This is a genomic window from Streptomyces sp. NPDC034099, assembly GCF_055575415.1.
The window spans coordinates 319,942-335,581 of sequence record NZ_JBVISR010000002.1 but is presented as its reverse complement, the minus strand read 5'-3'; the positions used below and the strand labels follow the sequence as shown (position 1 = coordinate 335,581).

Here is a 15,640-nt window from a genome sequence, read left to right as displayed (position 1 = left end):
CTTGCCGGGGGCGTACCCCACGGCCGTACACTGGGCCGGGGAAGTCTGGCACTCGCGAGCCATGAGTGCCAGGACAGACAGGCCGGAAACGGGCGGACGGACAGCTGGAGGTGCGCGCCGATGCTCAGTGAACGCAGGCTGAAGGTGCTGCGCGCCATCGTCCAGGACTACGTCGGCACCGAGGAACCGGTCGGTTCCAAGGCCCTCACCGAGCGGCACAACCTCGGCGTCTCCCCGGCCACCGTGCGCAACGACATGGCGGCCCTGGAGGACGAGGGGTTCATCGCCCAGCCGCACACCAGCGCCGGGCGCATCCCGACCGACAAGGGCTACCGGCTCTTCGTCGACAAGCTGGCCGGCGTCAAGCCGATGACCGCGCCCGAGCGGCGTGCCATCCAGAACTTCCTGGAGGGCGCCGTCGACCTCGACGACGTGGTGGCCCGCACGGTGCGGCTGCTCGCGCAGCTCACCCGGCAGGTCGCCGTGGTGCAGTACCCGTCGCTGACCCGTTCGACGGTGCGGCACGTGGAGCTGCTCTCGCTCGCGCCCGCGCGGCTGATGCTGGTGCTCATCACGGACACCGGCCGGGTCGAGCAGCGGATGGTCGACTGCCCGGCGCCGTTCGGCGAGGCGTCGCTGGCCGATCTGCGGGCGCGGCTCAACAGCCGGGTCGCGGGGCGCCGTTTCACGGATGTGCCGTCTCTGGTGGAAGATCTGCCGGAGGCCTTCGAGGCCGAGGATCGCGGTACGGTCTCCACCGTGCTCTCCACTCTCCTGGAGACGCTGGTCGAGGAGAACGAGGAGCGGCTGATGATCGGCGGCACCGCCAATCTGACCCGCTTCGGGCACGACTTCCCCTTGGTGATCCGGCCGGTGCTGGAGGCACTGGAGGAGCAGGTCGTGCTCCTCAAGCTGCTCGGCGAGGCGAAGGATCCGGGCGTGACCGTACGGATCGGTCATGAGAACGCCCACGAGGGACTCAACTCAACGTCCGTCGTGTCGGTCGGCTACGGTTCGGGCGGCGAGGCGGTTGCCAAGCTCGGCGTGGTCGGACCGACCCGCATGGACTACCCGGGAACGATGGGAGCGGTACGCGCAGTGGCACGGTACGTCGGACAGATCCTGGCGGAGTCGTAGGTGGCCACGGACTACTACGCCGTACTCGGCGTGCGCCGCGACGCTTCCCAGGACGAGATCAAGAAGGCGTTCCGGAGGCTCGCCCGCGAGCTGCACCCGGACGTCAACCCCGATCCGAAGACCCAGGAGCGGTTCAAGGAGATCAACGCCGCCTACGAGGTGCTGTCGGACCCGCAGAAGAAGCAGGTCTACGACCTCGGCGGCGACCCCCTCTCGCAGGCCGCCGGCGGTGGTGCGGGCGGCTTCGGCGCGGGTGGCTTCGGGAACTTCTCGGACATCATGGACGCGTTCTTCGGTACGGCGTCGCAGCGCGGGCCGCGCTCGCGCACCCGCCGGGGCCAGGACGCGATGATCCGCATCGAGGTGGAGCTGGACGAGGCCGCGTTCGGCACGACCAAGGACATCCAGGTCGACACCGCGGTCGTCTGCAACACCTGCAACGGCGAGGGCGCGGCGCCCGGCACCTCGGCCCAGACGTGTGACATGTGCCGCGGCCGCGGTGAGGTCTCGCAGGTCACCCGGTCCTTCCTGGGCCAGGTCATGACCTCGCGCCCCTGCCCGCAGTGCCAGGGCTTCGGCACCGTGGTCCCGACCCCGTGCCCGGAGTGCGCCGGCGACGGCCGGGTCCGCTCCCGGCGCACCCTGACCGTGAAGATCCCGGCCGGTGTCGACAACGGCACCCGGATCCAGCTCGCGGGCGAGGGCGAGGTCGGCCCCGGCGGCGGTCCCGCCGGTGACCTGTACGTCGAGATCCACGAGTTGCCGCACTCGACCTTCCAGCGCCGCGGCGACGACCTGCACTGCACGGTCACCATCCCGATGACGGCGGCGGCCCTCGGCACGAAGGTGCCGCTGGAGACCCTCGACGGCATGGAGGAGGTCGACATCCGTCCGGGCACCCAGTCCGGCCAGTCGATCCCGAAGCACGGCCGGGGCGTCACCCACCTGCGCGGCGGCGGCCGCGGCGACCTCATCGTCCACGTCGAGGTCACCACCCCGGGCAAGCTCGACCCCGAACAGGAACGCCTCTTGCGCGAGCTGGCCAAGCTCCGCGGCGAGGAACGCCCGACCGGGCAGTTCCAGCCGGGGCAGCAAGGGCTGTTCTCGCGGTTGAAGGACGCGTTCAACGGGCGCTGAGGCGCGGCTCGGCGGCCGGTGGAGGCCCCTCCGGGGATGCGGATGCTCCTGGCGTATGCCGACGGAAGCCCGGATTCGGACTTGTGTGGAGGACGTGACAACATGCCGTCATGTCCTCCGCACTGACCGATCTCTTCCCCTACCCGATCGTGCAGGCGCCCATGGCGGGCGGCGTCTCCGTGCCACGGCTCGCGGCCGCGGTGTCCGAGGCGGGCGGGCTGGGCTTCCTGGCCGCGGGGTACAAGACCGCGGACGGGATGTACCAGGAGATCAAACAGCTGCGGGGACTGACGAGCCGCCCGTTCGGCGTCAACCTCTTCCTCCCGCAGCCGGAGACGGCCGACCCCGCCGCAGTCGACGTCTACGCCCACCAGCTGGCCGGCGAGGCCGCCTGGTACGAGACGGAGCTGGGCGACCCCGACTGCGGCCGGGACGACGGCTACGACACCAAGCTCGCCGTACTGCTGGACAACCCCGTACCGGTGGTGTCCTTCCACTTCGGCGTGCCGAGCCGTGAGGTCGTCGACTCCCTGCACCGCGTGGGCACCTTCGCCCTGGTCGGCGCGACCACCGCGGACGAGGCCCGGGCCGTCGAGCAGTCCGGCGCCGACGCGGTGATCGCCCAGGGTGTCGAGGCCGGCGGCCACCAGGGCACCCACCGGGACAACCCGGAGACCGGCGGCGCCGGCACCGGACTGCTGTCGCTGGTCGCCCAGGTCCGGGAGGCGGTGAGCCTGCCGATCGTCGCCGCCGGCGGCATCATGCGCGGCAGCCAGATCGCCGCGGTCCTCGCGGCCGGCGCGAGCGCCGCCCAGCTCGGCACCGCCTTCCTCGCCACCGCGGAGTCCGGCGCGCACGACCTGCACAAGCAGGCGCTGACCAACCCGCTGTACGTCCGCACCGAACTCACCCGGGCCTTCTCCGGCCGCCCCGCCCGCGCCCTGGTCAACCGCTTCCTGCGCGAGCACGGCCCCTACGCCCCCGCCGCCTACCCCGACGTGCACCACCTCACCGCGCCGGTGCGCAAGGCGGCGGCGAAGGCGGGCGACGCGCAGGGCATGGCGCTGTGGGCGGGACAGGGCCACCGGATGGCCCGGGAACTGCCCGCCGGACAGCTGGTGGAGGTGCTGGTGGCCGAACTCGCCGCCGCCGGGACAGCGTTGTCGGGGTTGTCGGGCTACGCGACGGGAGGCGGCGCACGATGACGGCACCGGTGTTCGTGGCCGACTCCCTGCGGCCCCAGGACCTGCCCGCGGGCGAGTACGTCCTCGACGGCCCGGAGGGGCGGCACGCCGTCTCGGTGAAGCGGCTGCGGGCGGGCGAGGACGTCGTCCTCACCGACGGGAACGGCCGCTGGGCCGAGGGCGTCGTGAAGGCCGCCGAGGGCAAGGACCGCCTGGTCGTCACCGTCGTGGACGGCGTGCGCGAGGAGCCCGCCGAGCAGCCCCGCATCACCGTCGTCCAGGCCCTGCCCAAGGGCGACCGCGGTGAGCTGGCCGTCGAGACGATGACCGAGGTCGGGGTCGACGCCATCGTGCCCTGGGCGGCGTCCCGGTGCATCACGCAGTGGAAGGGCGAGCGCGGCCTGAAGGCGCTCGGCAAGTGGCGGGCGACGGCCCGCGAGGCGGGCAAGCAGTCCCGCCGGGTCCGCTTCCCCGAGGTCGCGGACGCGGCGACGAGCAAGCAGGTTGCCTCACTTCTGGCCGAGGCCGACTTCGCCGCCGTACTCCACGAGAGCGGCGAGGAACCCCTGTCCGCCGTCGAACTCCCCGCCACCGGCCACATCGTGCTCGTCGTCGGCCCCGAAGGCGGCGTCTCCCCCGAGGAGTTGGCCCTGTTCGCCGAGGCCGGCGCGGGGCCCTACCGGCTGGGCCGCAGCGTCCTGCGCACCTCCACCGCGGGCACCGCCGCGACCGCCGTGCTCCTGGCCCGCACCGGCCGCTGGTCCTGACCCGCCCGGTCAGCCGTCGACGGCGGCGACCACGGCCGGGAACATGTCCCAGCCGTCCAGTTCCACCGGCCCGTCCCCGCGCCCGGGCAGCAGCCCGCGCCCCCCGGCCTCCTCGACCAGCACTCGTGCGGCACCGGGTTCGCGCAGGTTGAGCAGGTGGCCCCGGCCGTCGCCCACGCAGCCCTCGTACCAGTGGTCGCCCTCGGTGGTGTACCGGCCGGAGTCCGGGCCGCCCGGCCGGAACACGAACCGCACCCGCACGCCGTCGCGGTACAGCGTCAGCGCGTCCCGCCAGACGCCGTCGCGCCCGCGTTTCTGCCGGTGGTTCCACAGCCAGGTGGTGTGCTCGTCCACGACGAGCCCGCGCTGCCCGCGGTCGTTGCCCATGGCGCCCACGGTAGTGAGGAGTGGCCGTATGCGCCCTACCGCCGGTCCCGGTGCGGTGGCAGGCTGCCCTCCATGGGGGCTTTGAGACGGATTCGGCGCATGGCTCCGGTGGTCGTCGGCTCGGTCGCCGTCGTCGGCGGGCTCGTCGCGTGCGAACCGGGCGGGCTCAGTTCCGCGTCGGTGGCGTACACGACCGACCAGACCGTGACCCGTGAACTGGAGCGGCAGAAGGCGGAGGTGCGCTGGCTCACCTGCACCGCCTCCTTCGGCGACCGGGGCACCACCGCGTCGGCGACCGAGGAGGCCGTCGCCTCCGTCCACTGCGAGGGCAGGACGGACGCCGGCCAGGACATCACCGTCGACGGCAAGGTGACCCGGGTCGTCGAGGGCGCCTGCGTGCGCGGGAACCTGACCGCGAAGGTGGACGGCAAGGAGTGGTTCCGGGTCAAGGGGCTGGGCGACTGCGACGCCACCAGCGCCCCGCCCGCGAACCGGCCCTCCCCGAACGGACCGGGGCCCACCGTGACCGTCACCCGGACCATCTGGTGCCCGGACGACCCGCACTGCCGGCCGGTGGAGGGCAAGTAGCCCACCGCCGGCGGGTCAGGGGTGCCCGGCGGCCGGGAAGTGATCCAAACCTCTGTCGGCGGGCGGCGCCCCTGCATAGGGTATGGGGGTGACTCAGCCCGCAGCGCCTGCCTACCTCCGCTTTCCGCACCCGCACGGCGAGTTGGTCGCCTTCACCGCCGAGGACGACGTGTGGCTCGCCCCGCTCGACGGCGGCCGGGCCTGGCGGGTCAGCGCCGACAACGTGCCGGTGAACCACCCGCGGATCTCGCCCGACGGCACCACGGTCGCCTGGACCTCCACCCGCGACGGCGCCCCCGAGGTGCACGTCGCGCCCGTCGACGGCGGCCCCGCCCAGCGCCTCACCCACTGGGGCAGCATCAGGACCCAGGTCCGCGGCTGGACCGCCGACGGCCGCGTCCTCGCCCTCAGCACCTACGGCCAGGCCAGCCTGCGCCGCAGCTGGGCCCGCGCCGTCCCGCTCGACGGCGGACCGGCGGACACCCTGCCGTACGGGCCCGTCGGGGACGTCGCCCGGGGCCCGCACACCGTGCTGCTGTCCGCGCCGATGGGCCGCGAGGCCGCCTGGTGGAAGCGCTACCGGGGCGGCACGGCGGGCAAGCTGTGGATCGACCGCGAGGACGACGGCGAGTTCGTCCGTCTGCACGCCGACCTCGACGGCAACATCGAGTACCCCTTCTGGGTCGGCGACCGGATCGCCTTCCTCTCCGACCACGAGGGCACCGGCGCCCTGTACTCCTCCCTCGCCGACGGCTCCGACCTGCGCCGGCACACCCCGGATGGGGGCACCTCCCGCTCGAGCGAAGCCGAGAGTGGGGGAGGCTTTTACGCCCGGCACGCCGCCACCGACGGCACCCGCGTCGTCTACTCGTCCGCCGGTGAACTGTGGACGCTGGACGACCTCGACGGCGCCGAGCCGCGCCGCCTGGACATCCGGCTCGGCGGCGCCCGCGTCGACCTCCAGCCGTACCCGGTCAACGCCGCCCGCTGGTTCGGCTCCGCGTCCCCCGACCACACCGCGCGCGGCAGCGCCGTCGCCGTACGCGGCGGCGTGCACTGGGTCACCCACCGCTCGGGACCCGCCCGCGCCCTCGCGGCCACGCCGGGCGTACGCACCCGGCTGCCGCGCACCTTCCGCGCCGACGGCGAGGAGTGGGTGGTGTGGGTGACGGACGCCGAGGGCGACGACGCCCTGGAGTTCGCGCCCGCCACCGGCCTCGCCCCCGGCGCCACCGCACGGCGCCTGGCCGCCGGACAGCTCGGCCGGGTGCTGAACCTCGCCGTGGCCCCCGACGGCAGCCGCGTCGCCGTCGCCTCGCACGACGGGCGGGTCCTGCTCGTCGAGCGCGAGAGCGGCGAGGTCCGCGAGGTCGACCGCAGCGAGGACGGCGACGCGTCCGGGCTGGTCTTCTCGCCGGACTCGGCCTGGCTCGCCTGGTCCCACCCCGGCCCCGACCCACTGCGCCAGCTCAAGCTCGCCAACACCACCGACCTGTCGGTGAGCGAGGCGACCCCGCTGCGCTTCAAGGACTACTCGCCCGCCTTCACCCTGGACGGCAAGCACCTCGCCTTCCTCTCCACCCGCTCCTTCGACCCGGTCTACGACGAGCACGTCTTCGACCTGGCCTTCGTCGAGGGCGCCCGGCCCTACCTGATCACCCTCGCGGCGACCACGCCCTCGCCCTTCGGCCCGCAGCGCCACGGCCGGCCCTTCGAGACCCCGGACCGCGAGGAGACCCCCGACAGCGAGGGCACCCCCAGCACCCGGATCGACATCGAGGGCCTCGCCGACCGCATCGTGCCCTTCCCGGTGGAGGCCGCCCGCTACTCCCGGCTGCGCGCCGCCAAGGACGGCGTCCTGTGGCTGCGCCACCCGCTCACCGGTGTCCTCGGCGCCTCCCGCGCCACCCCGGAGGACCCCGACCCGAACACCGAGCTGGAGCGGTACGACCTCGCCCAGCAGCGAGTCGAGCACCTCGGCGGCGACGCCGACCACTACGAGGTCAGCGGCGACGGCAAGCGGGTGCTGCTGTGGACCGACGGACGGCTCAAGGTCGTCCCCAGCGACCGGCGGGCCTCCGGCGACGAGGACAGCGACACCAACGTCACCGTCGACCTGGGCCGGGTCCGCCAGAGAGTCGAACCGGCCGCGGAGTGGCGGCAGATGTTCGAGGAGACCGGCCGCATCATGCGGGACCACTTCTGGCGGGCCGACATGAACGGCGTCGACTGGGACGGCGTGCTCGACCGCTACCGGCCCGTCCTCGACCGCGTCGCCACCCACGACGACCTGGTCGACCTCCTGTGGGAGGTGCACGGCGAACTCGGCACCTCGCACGCCTACGTCACCCCCCGCGGCGGCCACGGCTCCGGCGCCCGGCAGGGCCTGCTCGGCGCCGACCTCTCCCGCCACGAGGACGGCACCTGGCGCATCGACCGGGTGCTGCCCTCGGAGACCTCCGACCCCGACGCCCGCTCCCCGCTCGCCGCGCCCGGGGTCGCCGTGCGCGCCGGGGACGCGATCGTCGCGGTCGCCGGGCAGGCCGTGGACCCGGTCACCGGTCCCGGACCACTGCTCGTCGGCACGGCGGGCAAGCCGGTCGAGCTGACCGTCTCCCCGGCCGGCGGCGGCGAGGTGCGGCACGCCGTCGTCGTCCCGCTCGCCGACGAGGAGCCGCTGCGCTACCACGCCTGGGTCGCCGACCGGCGCGCCTACGTCCACGAGAAGTCCGGCGGGCGGCTCGGCTACCTGCACGTCCCCGACATGCAGGCGCCCGGCTGGGCCCAGATCCACCGCGACCTGCGCGTCGAGGTGGCCAGGGAGGGCCTGGTCGTCGACGTCCGGGAGAACCGCGGCGGGCACACCTCCCAGCTGGTGGTGGAGAAGCTGGCCCGGCGCATCGTCGGCTGGGACCTGCCGCGCGGCATGCGGCCGACCAGCTACCCGCAGGACGCGCCCCGCGGGCCGGTCGTCGCCGTCGCCAACGAGTTCTCCGGCTCGGACGGGGACATCGTCAACGCGGCGATCAAGGCGCTGGGGATCGGGCCGGTCGTGGGCGTGCGCACCTGGGGCGGCGTCATCGGCATCGACAGCCGCTACCGGCTGGTCGACGGCACGCTGATCACCCAGCCGAAGTACGCGTTCTGGCTGGAGGGTTACGGGTGGGGCGTGGAGAACCACGGCGTCGATCCGGACGTGGAGGTCCCGCAGCGTCCGCAGGATCACGCGGCTGGCCGCGACCCCCAGCTGGACGAGGCGATCGCGCTGGCGCTGGCGGCGCTGGAGGAGACCCCGGCGAAGACACCGCCCACGTTGCCTTGACCGCGGGGCGGGCGGCGGGTGGGGCGCCTGCCCGCAGCCACGGCGGCGGATACGATGCCCACAGAAGATCACCGGTGTGAGGAGAGCCAAGTGACTGGCGAGGCACAGGACGACTGTCTGTTCTGCAAGATCGTCGCAGGGCAGATTCCCGCGACGATCGTCCGCGAGACGGACACCACCGTCGCGTTCCGGGACATCAACCCCCAGGCCCCCACCCACGTCCTGGTGATCCCCAAGGCGCACCACAAGGACGCCGCCGCGCTCGCCGCCGAAGCCCCGCAGCTCGCCGCCGACGTCCTGCGCGAGACCCAGGCCGTCGCCGACGACGAGAAGCTGGACAGCTACCGCATCGTCTTCAACACCGGCAGCGGCGCCGGACAGACCGTCTGGCACGCGCACGCCCACGTGCTCGGCGGCCGCGGCCTCGAATGGCCCCCCGGATAGTCCGGCGCACCCCACCGTGTCCGTACGTGAACTCGTCGTCCTCGGCACCGCCAGCCAGGTCCCGACCCGGCACCGCAACCACAACGGCTATCTGCTCCGCTGGGACGGCGAGGGCATCCTGTTCGACCCCGGCGAGGGCACCCAGCGCCAGATGCTGCGCGCCGGGGTCGCCGCCCACGACCTGAACCGGATCTGCGTCACGCACTTCCACGGCGACCACAGCCTGGGCCTCGCCGGGGTGATCCAGCGCATCAACCTGGACCAGGTCCCGCACGAGATCACCGCCCACTACCCGCGCTCCGGGCAGCGTTTCTTCGAGCGCCTGCGGTACGCCACCGCCTACCGCGAGACCGTCGCCCTCACCGAGTCCCCGGTCGCCGCCGACGGCCCCCTCGCGGTCACCCCCGCCTACACCCTGGACGCCCGCAAGCTGTCGCACCCCGTCGAGTCGTACGGCTACCGGCTCACCGAGCCCGACGGCCGCCGCATGCTGCCCGACCGCCTCGCCGCGCACGGCATCAAGGGCCCCGACGTCGGCCGCATCCAGCGCGAGGGCTCGCTGAACGGCGTCGCGCTCGACGAGGTCAGCGAGGTCCGGCGGGGCCAGCGGTTCGCGTTCGTCATGGACACCCGGCTGTGCGCGGGCGTGCACGCGCTCGCCGAGGGCTGCGACCTGCTGGTGATCGAGTCCACCTTCCTCGACGAGGACGAGACCCTCGCCACCGACCACGGCCACCTCACCGCCGGTCAGGCCGCGCGCGTGGCCCGGGACGCGGGCGTACGGCACCTGGTCCTCACCCACTTCAGCCAGCGCTACTCCGAACCCCAGGCGTTCGAGCGGCAGGCGCGCGCGGCCGGTTACCAGGGCGAGCTGACCGTGGCCCGCGACCTCACCCGCGTACCGGTTCCGAAACGTCGGTGAAGCCGCCGTACGATGCTCTGATGCCCCTGCCCAAAGCTGAACTGCACCTGCACATCGAAGGCACCCTGGAGCCCGAGCTGGCCTTCGCGCTGGCCGCCCGCAACGGCGTGTCCCTGCCGTACGCGGACGAGGACGCGCTGCGCGAGGCGTACCGCTTCGAGGACCTCCAGTCGTTCCTGAACCTGTACTACGAACTGATGGCCGTGCTGCGCACCGAGCGGGACTTCGAGGACCTGGCCAACGCCTACCTCGCCCGCGCCGCCGCCCAGGGCGTCCGGCACGCCGAGATCTTCTTCGACCCGCAGGCCCACCTCGCCCGGGGCGTGGAGATGGGCACGGTCGTGGAGGGGCTGTGGCGGGCGCTGGGCGCCGGCCGCGAGAACCACGGTGTCTCCACCCGGCTGATCCTCTGCTTCCTGCGCGACGAGTCCGCCGAGTCGGCGATGGCGACGCTGGACGCCGTGAAGCCGTACCTGGACCGCATCACCGGCGTCGGCTTGGACTCCGCCGAGGTCGGCCACCCGCCCGTGAAGTTCCGCGAGGTGTACGAGGCCGCCGCCGCCCTCGGGCTGCACCGGGTCGCGCACGCGGGCGAGGAGGGGCCGCCCGCGTACGTCGTCGAGGCCCTCGACGTCCTCGGCGTCGAGCGGATCGACCACGGGCTGCGTTCCGTGGAGGACCCGGCGCTGGTCGAGCGGCTGGTGCGCGAGCGCGTCCCGCTCACCCTGTGCCCGCTGTCCAACGTGCGGCTGCGCACCGTCGACACCCTCGCCGACCACCCGCTGCCCGCGATGCTCGACGCCGGGCTGATGTGCACGGTCAACTCCGACGACCCGGCCTACTTCGGCGGCTACGCGGACGACAACTTCGACGCCGTGCGCCAGGCCCTCGGTCTCACCGAGGAGCGGCTGCGGGAGCTGGCCCGCAACTCGTTCCTCGCCTCCTTCCTGGAGGACGAGGAGGAACTGCGGGCGCGGTACCTCGCGGAAGTCGATGCGTACGACTTCCCGACGGCGTAGGACTCAGCCCGTCCCGGACCCCGGTGTGGCCGCCGCCTGCCGGGGTCCCGCCGTGTCGTAGGCGCCCTGGACGGCCACCGCGGGGGCCGCCACGTCGATCTCCACGACCGGCTGCTCCACGGCGCCGACCTCCGGCACCGCACCGCTCGGCGTACCCGTGGTGGCGGCGACCAGCGCGGCCGGGGTGCCGCCGCGGCGGCGGATCGCGCCGGACAGCAGCGGACGTCCCGCGGTGTGCAGCGCGACGGCGGTCATCGGCGCGGCGACCAGCAGCAGACCGGCGGCCAGCACCAGCCCCATGCCCGGGTAACCGGCCCGCGCCGACAGGACACTGCCGGCCAGCGGCCCGGCCGCCGTGCCCAGCGAGGACGCCGAACCGACCAGCACCGCCCACCGGCCGCGCGGGTCGAGCGAGGCGGCGAGGCCGATCAGGTACGACAGCACGACCGGGTAGACGGTGTTCCAGGCGATCTCCCCGGTCGCGAAGGCCGCCGGGGTCGTCGCCGACGCGCTGACCGCGATGCAGCCCGCGATAAGCACCGTGCCGGCGCCGACCGGCATGGCCCGCCCCAGCCGCGGCCCGAGGGCGCCGGCCACCAGTACCCCGACCAGCCCCGCGCCCAGCGCGACGGCGAAGACCAGCCCCAGGGTGGCGTCGCCCAGGCCGGCCTGGGTCAGCCCGATCCGGCCGCTGACACCCCACAGGGAGTTCTGCGCCAGGGACCAGCACAGCACCGTGGCGGCCAGGACCAGTCCCGAACGGCGGTGCGGGAGCGGGGCGGTGGTGTCGGTGCCGGGCGTGGCGGGGGAGGCGGCCTCCGCGCCCGGCAGGCGGCCGGTCAGCGGCCACACCGCCAGCGCGGTCAGGGCGATCGCGGCCAGCGGCAGTCCGTGCGCCCGGCCCAGGTGGGGCACCGTCAGGTACACCGCGCCGGCCAGCGCGGACACGCTCAGCAGGCCCATCGTGGAGGCGCGGTGGGGATCCTTCTCGGCGGCGATCCGGGTCGCGGCGACCGTGGTGGCCGTCCCCGAGCCGAAACCGCCCACGACCGCGCCGACGACGACGGCCGGGACGGCGGTGGTGAGCGCGGCGGCGCCGTACCCGAGGACGGCCAGCGCGAGGCCGAAGCGGGCCGGCGTCCGGGCGCCGAGCCGCTGCACCCGGGAGGCCAGCAGGAAGCCCGCGGTCGCCGAACTCAGCAGCAGCGCGCTGCCGACGGCGCCCGCCTGGGTGGCGGACAGCGCGAGGCCGGTGTCGAGTCTGCCGACGGTGGTGGGCAGCAGATACGGAGGCAGGTACCCGGCCGTGAAAAGGGCGACGAGGGGCCAGGGGGTGGTGCGGGGGGCGAGCACGGGCGTTCCCAGGGCATGCGAAAGGGACGGTGGGGAGGGAGGGGGCGACGACCGTCGACTGACCGGATCGCGCGGGCAATTTGTATCAAGCGCGGGGAGGCCCGAAGCAGGCGAGGGGGTGTGTTCTGGATCACATACCCGTTTGGGGGGTTCGAGGCTGGGTAGTAGCGAGCGCTAACGCCAGTGAACCGAGCCGCCTCCGGCCGGAATTGTCGCCTCCAGTTTGGCCCTGATCTCCCGCATCACCGCCACGATCCGCGCCTCGTGACCCGGCGTCAGCCGCGCCACCGGCACCGAGCAGCTGATCGCGTCCAGCGCCGGGACCTCGTAGCGCAGCGCGAAGCCGAAGCCGACGATGCCGGGCACGCCCTCCTCGCGGTCCACGGAGTAGCCGCGCTCCCTGGTGCGGGCGAGGTCGGCCGCCAGGGATTCCCTGGTGGTGTGGGTGTGGGGGGTGAAGGCCTCGTACGGGCCCTCGGGCAGCTCCGTGTCCGGCCGCTCGGCCAGCAGCGCCTTGCCCAGCGCGCCCACGTGGGCGGGCAGCCGGCGCCCCACCCTGCTGATCGTGCGCAGGTATTCGTGCGACTCCCGGGTCGCCAGGTACGCCACGTCGTGCCCGTCCAGCCGCCCCAGGTGGATGGTCTCGCCCAGCGCCTCGGACGCCTCGTCGAGATACGGCCGCACCGCCCGCACCCGGGGGTCGGAGTCCAGGTAGCTGGTGCCGGTGAGCAGGGCGTGGATGCCGATGCCGTAGAGGGAGCCGGTGACGTCGGTGCGGACCCAGCCGCGCGAGATCAGCGTCTGGAGCAGCGCGTACATCGAGCTGCGGGGCACGCCCAGCCCGTCCGCCAGCTCCTGGAGCCGGGCCGGGCGGTCGCCGCGGGCGGCCAGCACCTCCAGCAGTTCCACCGTGCGTGCCGCGGACTTCACCTCGCGGACACCACCTGCCGCGCCACCTGTCGCGCCACCTGTCTCCGACATGCGCCGATCGTAATCCGACGCCGCCGACCCATTGACGCCCCAGGGGCACCTCTCTACTCTCCATCTTCATACGTGGATGACATCTACATACGGAGACAGGAGACGGTTGAGATGACGAGCGTGGGCACGAGTGCGGGCACCGATAGCGGCGCCGCCCGGGCGGCCGTGGTCCGACGGCTGCGCGAGGGGATGGCCCACAGCGTGCTGTCCTTCCCGCTGACCAGCTTCCGCGACGACGGTTCGCTCGACCCCGACGGCCACCGCGCCTACGTCGCCGAACGGCTCGCCACCGACCCCGGCGCCGTCTTCCCCGCCTGCGGCACCGGCGAGTTCTTCTCCCTCGACGAGGACGAGTACCGCCAGGTCGTCACCATCACCGTCGAGGAGAGCGCGGGCCGGGTGCCGGTCGTCGCCGGGACCGGCTACGGCTGGGCGCAGGCCCTGCGGTTCGCCCGCATCGCGGAGGAGGCCGGGGCCGACGCCCTCCTCGTCATGCCGCACTACCTCACCGCCGCGCCGCAGGACGGCCTGGTCGCCCAGGTGGAGCGGATCGCCGCCGGCACCCGGCTGCCGCTCATCGCCTACCAGCGCGGCCAGGTCGCCTACACCGCCGAGTCCGTCCGGCGCCTCGCCAGCGTCCCCGGCGTGATCGGCCTCAAGGACGGCCACAGCGACCTCGACCGCCTCCAGCGCTCGGTCCTCGCCGCCCCCGAGGACTTCCTCTTCTTCAACGGCGCCGCCACCGCCGAGGTCCAGGCCCGCGCCTACGCCGCCGTCGGCGTCCCCGCCTACTCCTCCGCCGTGCACGCCTTCGCGCCCGAGATCGCGAACGCCTTCCTCGCCGCCCTGCACGGCGGCGACACCGGCACGGTCGACAAGCTGCTGCGCGACTTCTACGTCCCGCTCGTCGAACTGCGCGACCGCGTCCCCGGATACGCCGTGTCCCTCGTGAAGGCGGCCGCCCGGCTGCGTGGCTGCCCCGTCGGCCCCGTGCGCGCCCCTCTCACCGACCCGTCGTCCGCCGACCTCGCCGAACTGAAGACCCTGCTCACCACCGGACTCGACCTCGTAGGAGCCGCCCTGTGACCCGCGACCTCACCATCACGGCCGTCCACCTGACGCCGATCCTGGTCGCCGACCCGCCCCTGCTCAACACGCAGGGCGTGCACCAGCCGTACACCCCCCGCCTGATCGTCGAGGTGGAGACCGCCGACGGTGTCACCGGCGTCGGCGAGACCTACGGCGACGCCAAGTACCTGGAGCTGGCCCGCCCGTTCGCCGACAAGCTGGTCGGCCGTCAGGTCTCGGACCTCAACGCCCTGTTCACTCTCGCCGACGAGGTCGCCGTCGACTCCTCCCGGGTCTCCGGGCAGGTCGACGTCGGCGGGCTGCGCGGCGTCCAGACCGCCGACAAGCTGCGCCTGTCCGTCGTCTCCGGCTTCGAGGTCGCCTGCCTCGACGCCCTCGGCAAGGCACTCGGACTGCCCGTGCACGCCCTGCTCGGCGGCAAGGTCCGCGACGCCGTGGAGTACAGCGCCTACCTCTTCTACAAGTGGGCCGGCCACCCCGAGGGCGTGGCCGGCGAGAAGGACGACTGGGGCGCCGCCCTCGACCCGGCCGGAGTCGTCGCCCAGGCCCGCGCCTTCACCGAGCGGTACGGCTTCACCTCCTTCAAGCTCAAGGGCGGCGTCTTCCCGCCCGAGGAGGAGATCGCCGCGATCAGGGCGCTCGCCGAGGCGTTTCCCGGACACCCCCTGCGCCTGGACCCCAACGGCGCCTGGTCCGTGGAGACCTCCCTCAAGGTCGCCGCGGAACTCGGGGACGTCCTGGAGTACCTGGAGGACCCCGCGCTCGGCACCCCGGCGATGGCCGAGGTCGCCGCGAAGACCGGGGTGCCGCTCGCGACCAACATGTGCGTGACGACGTTCGCCGAGATCCAGGAGGCGTTCACCCGGGGCGCCGTGCAGGTCGTGCTCTCCGACCACCACTACTGGGGCGGACTGCGCAACACCCAGCAACTGGCCGCCGTCTGCCGCACCTTCGGCGTCGGTGTCTCCATGCACTCCAACACCCACCTGGGCATCAGCCTCGCCGCCATGACCCACGTGGCGGCCACCGTGCCGAACCTCCACCACGCCTGCGACTCCCACTACCCCTGGCAGTCCGAGGACGTGCTGACGCGGCGGCTCACCTTCGACGGCGGCAAGGTCGTCGTCTCCGACGCCCCCGGTCTCGGCGTCGAACTCGACCGCGAGCGCCTGGCGTTCCTGCACCGGCGCTGGCTCGACGACGACGGCACGCTCCGCGACCGCGACGACGCGGCGGCGATGCGGGTCGCCGACCCCGGGTGGGTCACCCCGTCCGTCCCCCGCTGGTGAACCGTCCCCGTCGGTGACAGC

The 15,640-nt window shown here is 73.6% G+C and carries 14 protein-coding genes; 11 read left to right on the top strand and 3 right to left on the bottom strand.

Features of this window, described 5'->3' with window-relative positions:
- Window positions 1-120 precede the first annotated feature (120 nt).
- The 4 genes from hrcA to ACZ56V_RS06575 all read left to right on the top strand — a co-directional run bounded on the left by hrcA (window position 121) and on the right by ACZ56V_RS06575 (window position 4,225).
- Window positions 121-1,137, top strand: a complete 1,017-nt coding sequence (gene hrcA / locus ACZ56V_RS06590; protein ID WP_356359829.1) for a heat-inducible transcriptional repressor HrcA — start codon at window positions 121-123, stop codon at window positions 1,135-1,137.
- Entirely contained in the window at window positions 1,138-2,274 is a 1,137-nt protein-coding gene (gene dnaJ, locus ACZ56V_RS06585) for a molecular chaperone DnaJ (protein WP_003976250.1), read from the top strand.
- A gap of 110 nt (window positions 2,275-2,384) precedes the next feature.
- Window positions 2,385-3,479 carry a nitronate monooxygenase gene (locus ACZ56V_RS06580; RefSeq protein ID WP_398910977.1) on the top strand — a complete coding sequence of 365 codons (1,095 nt, stop codon included), beginning with the start codon at window positions 2,385-2,387 and terminating at the stop codon, window positions 3,477-3,479.
- A complete protein-coding gene (locus ACZ56V_RS06575; RefSeq protein WP_398910978.1) occupies window positions 3,476-4,225 on the top strand; it encodes a 16S rRNA (uracil(1498)-N(3))-methyltransferase in 750 nt (249 codons plus the stop codon). Before ACZ56V_RS06580 ends, ACZ56V_RS06575 begins: the two co-directional genes overlap by 4 nt.
- Before the next feature lie 9 nt (window positions 4,226-4,234).
- On the opposite strand, the gene ACZ56V_RS06570 is transcribed toward ACZ56V_RS06575, so the two are convergent.
- Window positions 4,235-4,612 carry a hypothetical protein gene (locus tag ACZ56V_RS06570; protein ID WP_467377999.1) on the bottom strand — a complete coding sequence of 126 codons (378 nt, stop codon included), beginning with the start codon at window positions 4,610-4,612 and terminating at the stop codon, window positions 4,235-4,237.
- A 99-nt stretch (window positions 4,613-4,711) separates the two neighbouring features.
- Here ACZ56V_RS06570 and ACZ56V_RS06565 point away from each other — a divergent pair, with 99 nt between their 5' ends.
- The 5 genes from ACZ56V_RS06565 (at window position 4,712) to ACZ56V_RS06545 (ending at window position 10,907) form a co-directional block, all read left to right on the top strand.
- Window positions 4,712-5,200 carry a hypothetical protein gene (locus tag ACZ56V_RS06565; RefSeq protein WP_467377998.1) on the top strand — a complete coding sequence of 163 codons (489 nt, stop codon included), beginning with the start codon at window positions 4,712-4,714 and terminating at the stop codon, window positions 5,198-5,200.
- An 82-nt stretch (window positions 5,201-5,282) separates the two neighbouring features.
- Complete coding sequence (locus ACZ56V_RS06560) at window positions 5,283-8,522, top strand: S41 family peptidase (protein WP_467377996.1); 3,240 nt, start codon at window positions 5,283-5,285, stop codon at window positions 8,520-8,522.
- 90 nt (window positions 8,523-8,612) lie between these two features.
- The gene (locus ACZ56V_RS06555) at window positions 8,613-8,966 is read left to right on the top strand and encodes a histidine triad nucleotide-binding protein (protein WP_398910985.1); all 354 of its coding nucleotides are present in this window, start codon (window positions 8,613-8,615) and stop codon (window positions 8,964-8,966) included.
- Between the two features lie 16 nt (window positions 8,967-8,982).
- On the top strand, window positions 8,983-9,888 hold the full coding sequence (locus tag ACZ56V_RS06550; protein WP_468939811.1) for a ribonuclease Z: 906 nt from the start codon (window positions 8,983-8,985) through the stop codon (window positions 9,886-9,888).
- Window positions 9,889-9,908: 20 nt separating this feature from the next.
- Window positions 9,909-10,907, top strand: a complete 999-nt coding sequence (locus ACZ56V_RS06545; protein WP_468939808.1) for an adenosine deaminase — start codon at window positions 9,909-9,911, stop codon at window positions 10,905-10,907.
- Between the two features lie 3 nt (window positions 10,908-10,910).
- Here ACZ56V_RS06545 and ACZ56V_RS06540 read toward each other — a convergent pair whose 3' ends face one another.
- The gene (locus ACZ56V_RS06540; protein ID WP_398910991.1) at window positions 10,911-12,260 is read right to left on the bottom strand and encodes an MFS transporter; all 1,350 of its coding nucleotides are present in this window, start codon (window positions 12,258-12,260) and stop codon (window positions 10,911-10,913) included.
- A 174-nt stretch (window positions 12,261-12,434) separates the two neighbouring features.
- The gene (locus ACZ56V_RS06535; RefSeq protein WP_468939804.1) at window positions 12,435-13,241 is read right to left on the bottom strand and encodes an IclR family transcriptional regulator; all 807 of its coding nucleotides are present in this window, start codon (window positions 13,239-13,241) and stop codon (window positions 12,435-12,437) included.
- Window positions 13,242-13,352: 111 nt separating this feature from the next.
- Between ACZ56V_RS06535 and ACZ56V_RS06530 the strand changes: the two genes are divergently transcribed.
- Entirely contained in the window at window positions 13,353-14,327 is a 975-nt protein-coding gene (locus ACZ56V_RS06530; protein ID WP_468939802.1) for a 5-dehydro-4-deoxyglucarate dehydratase, read from the top strand.
- Window positions 14,324-15,619, top strand: a complete 1,296-nt coding sequence (locus ACZ56V_RS06525) for a glucarate dehydratase family protein (RefSeq protein WP_467377990.1) — start codon at window positions 14,324-14,326, stop codon at window positions 15,617-15,619. The genes ACZ56V_RS06530 and ACZ56V_RS06525 overlap by 4 nt, the downstream gene beginning before the upstream one ends.
- Window positions 15,620-15,640: the final 21 nt, after the last annotated feature.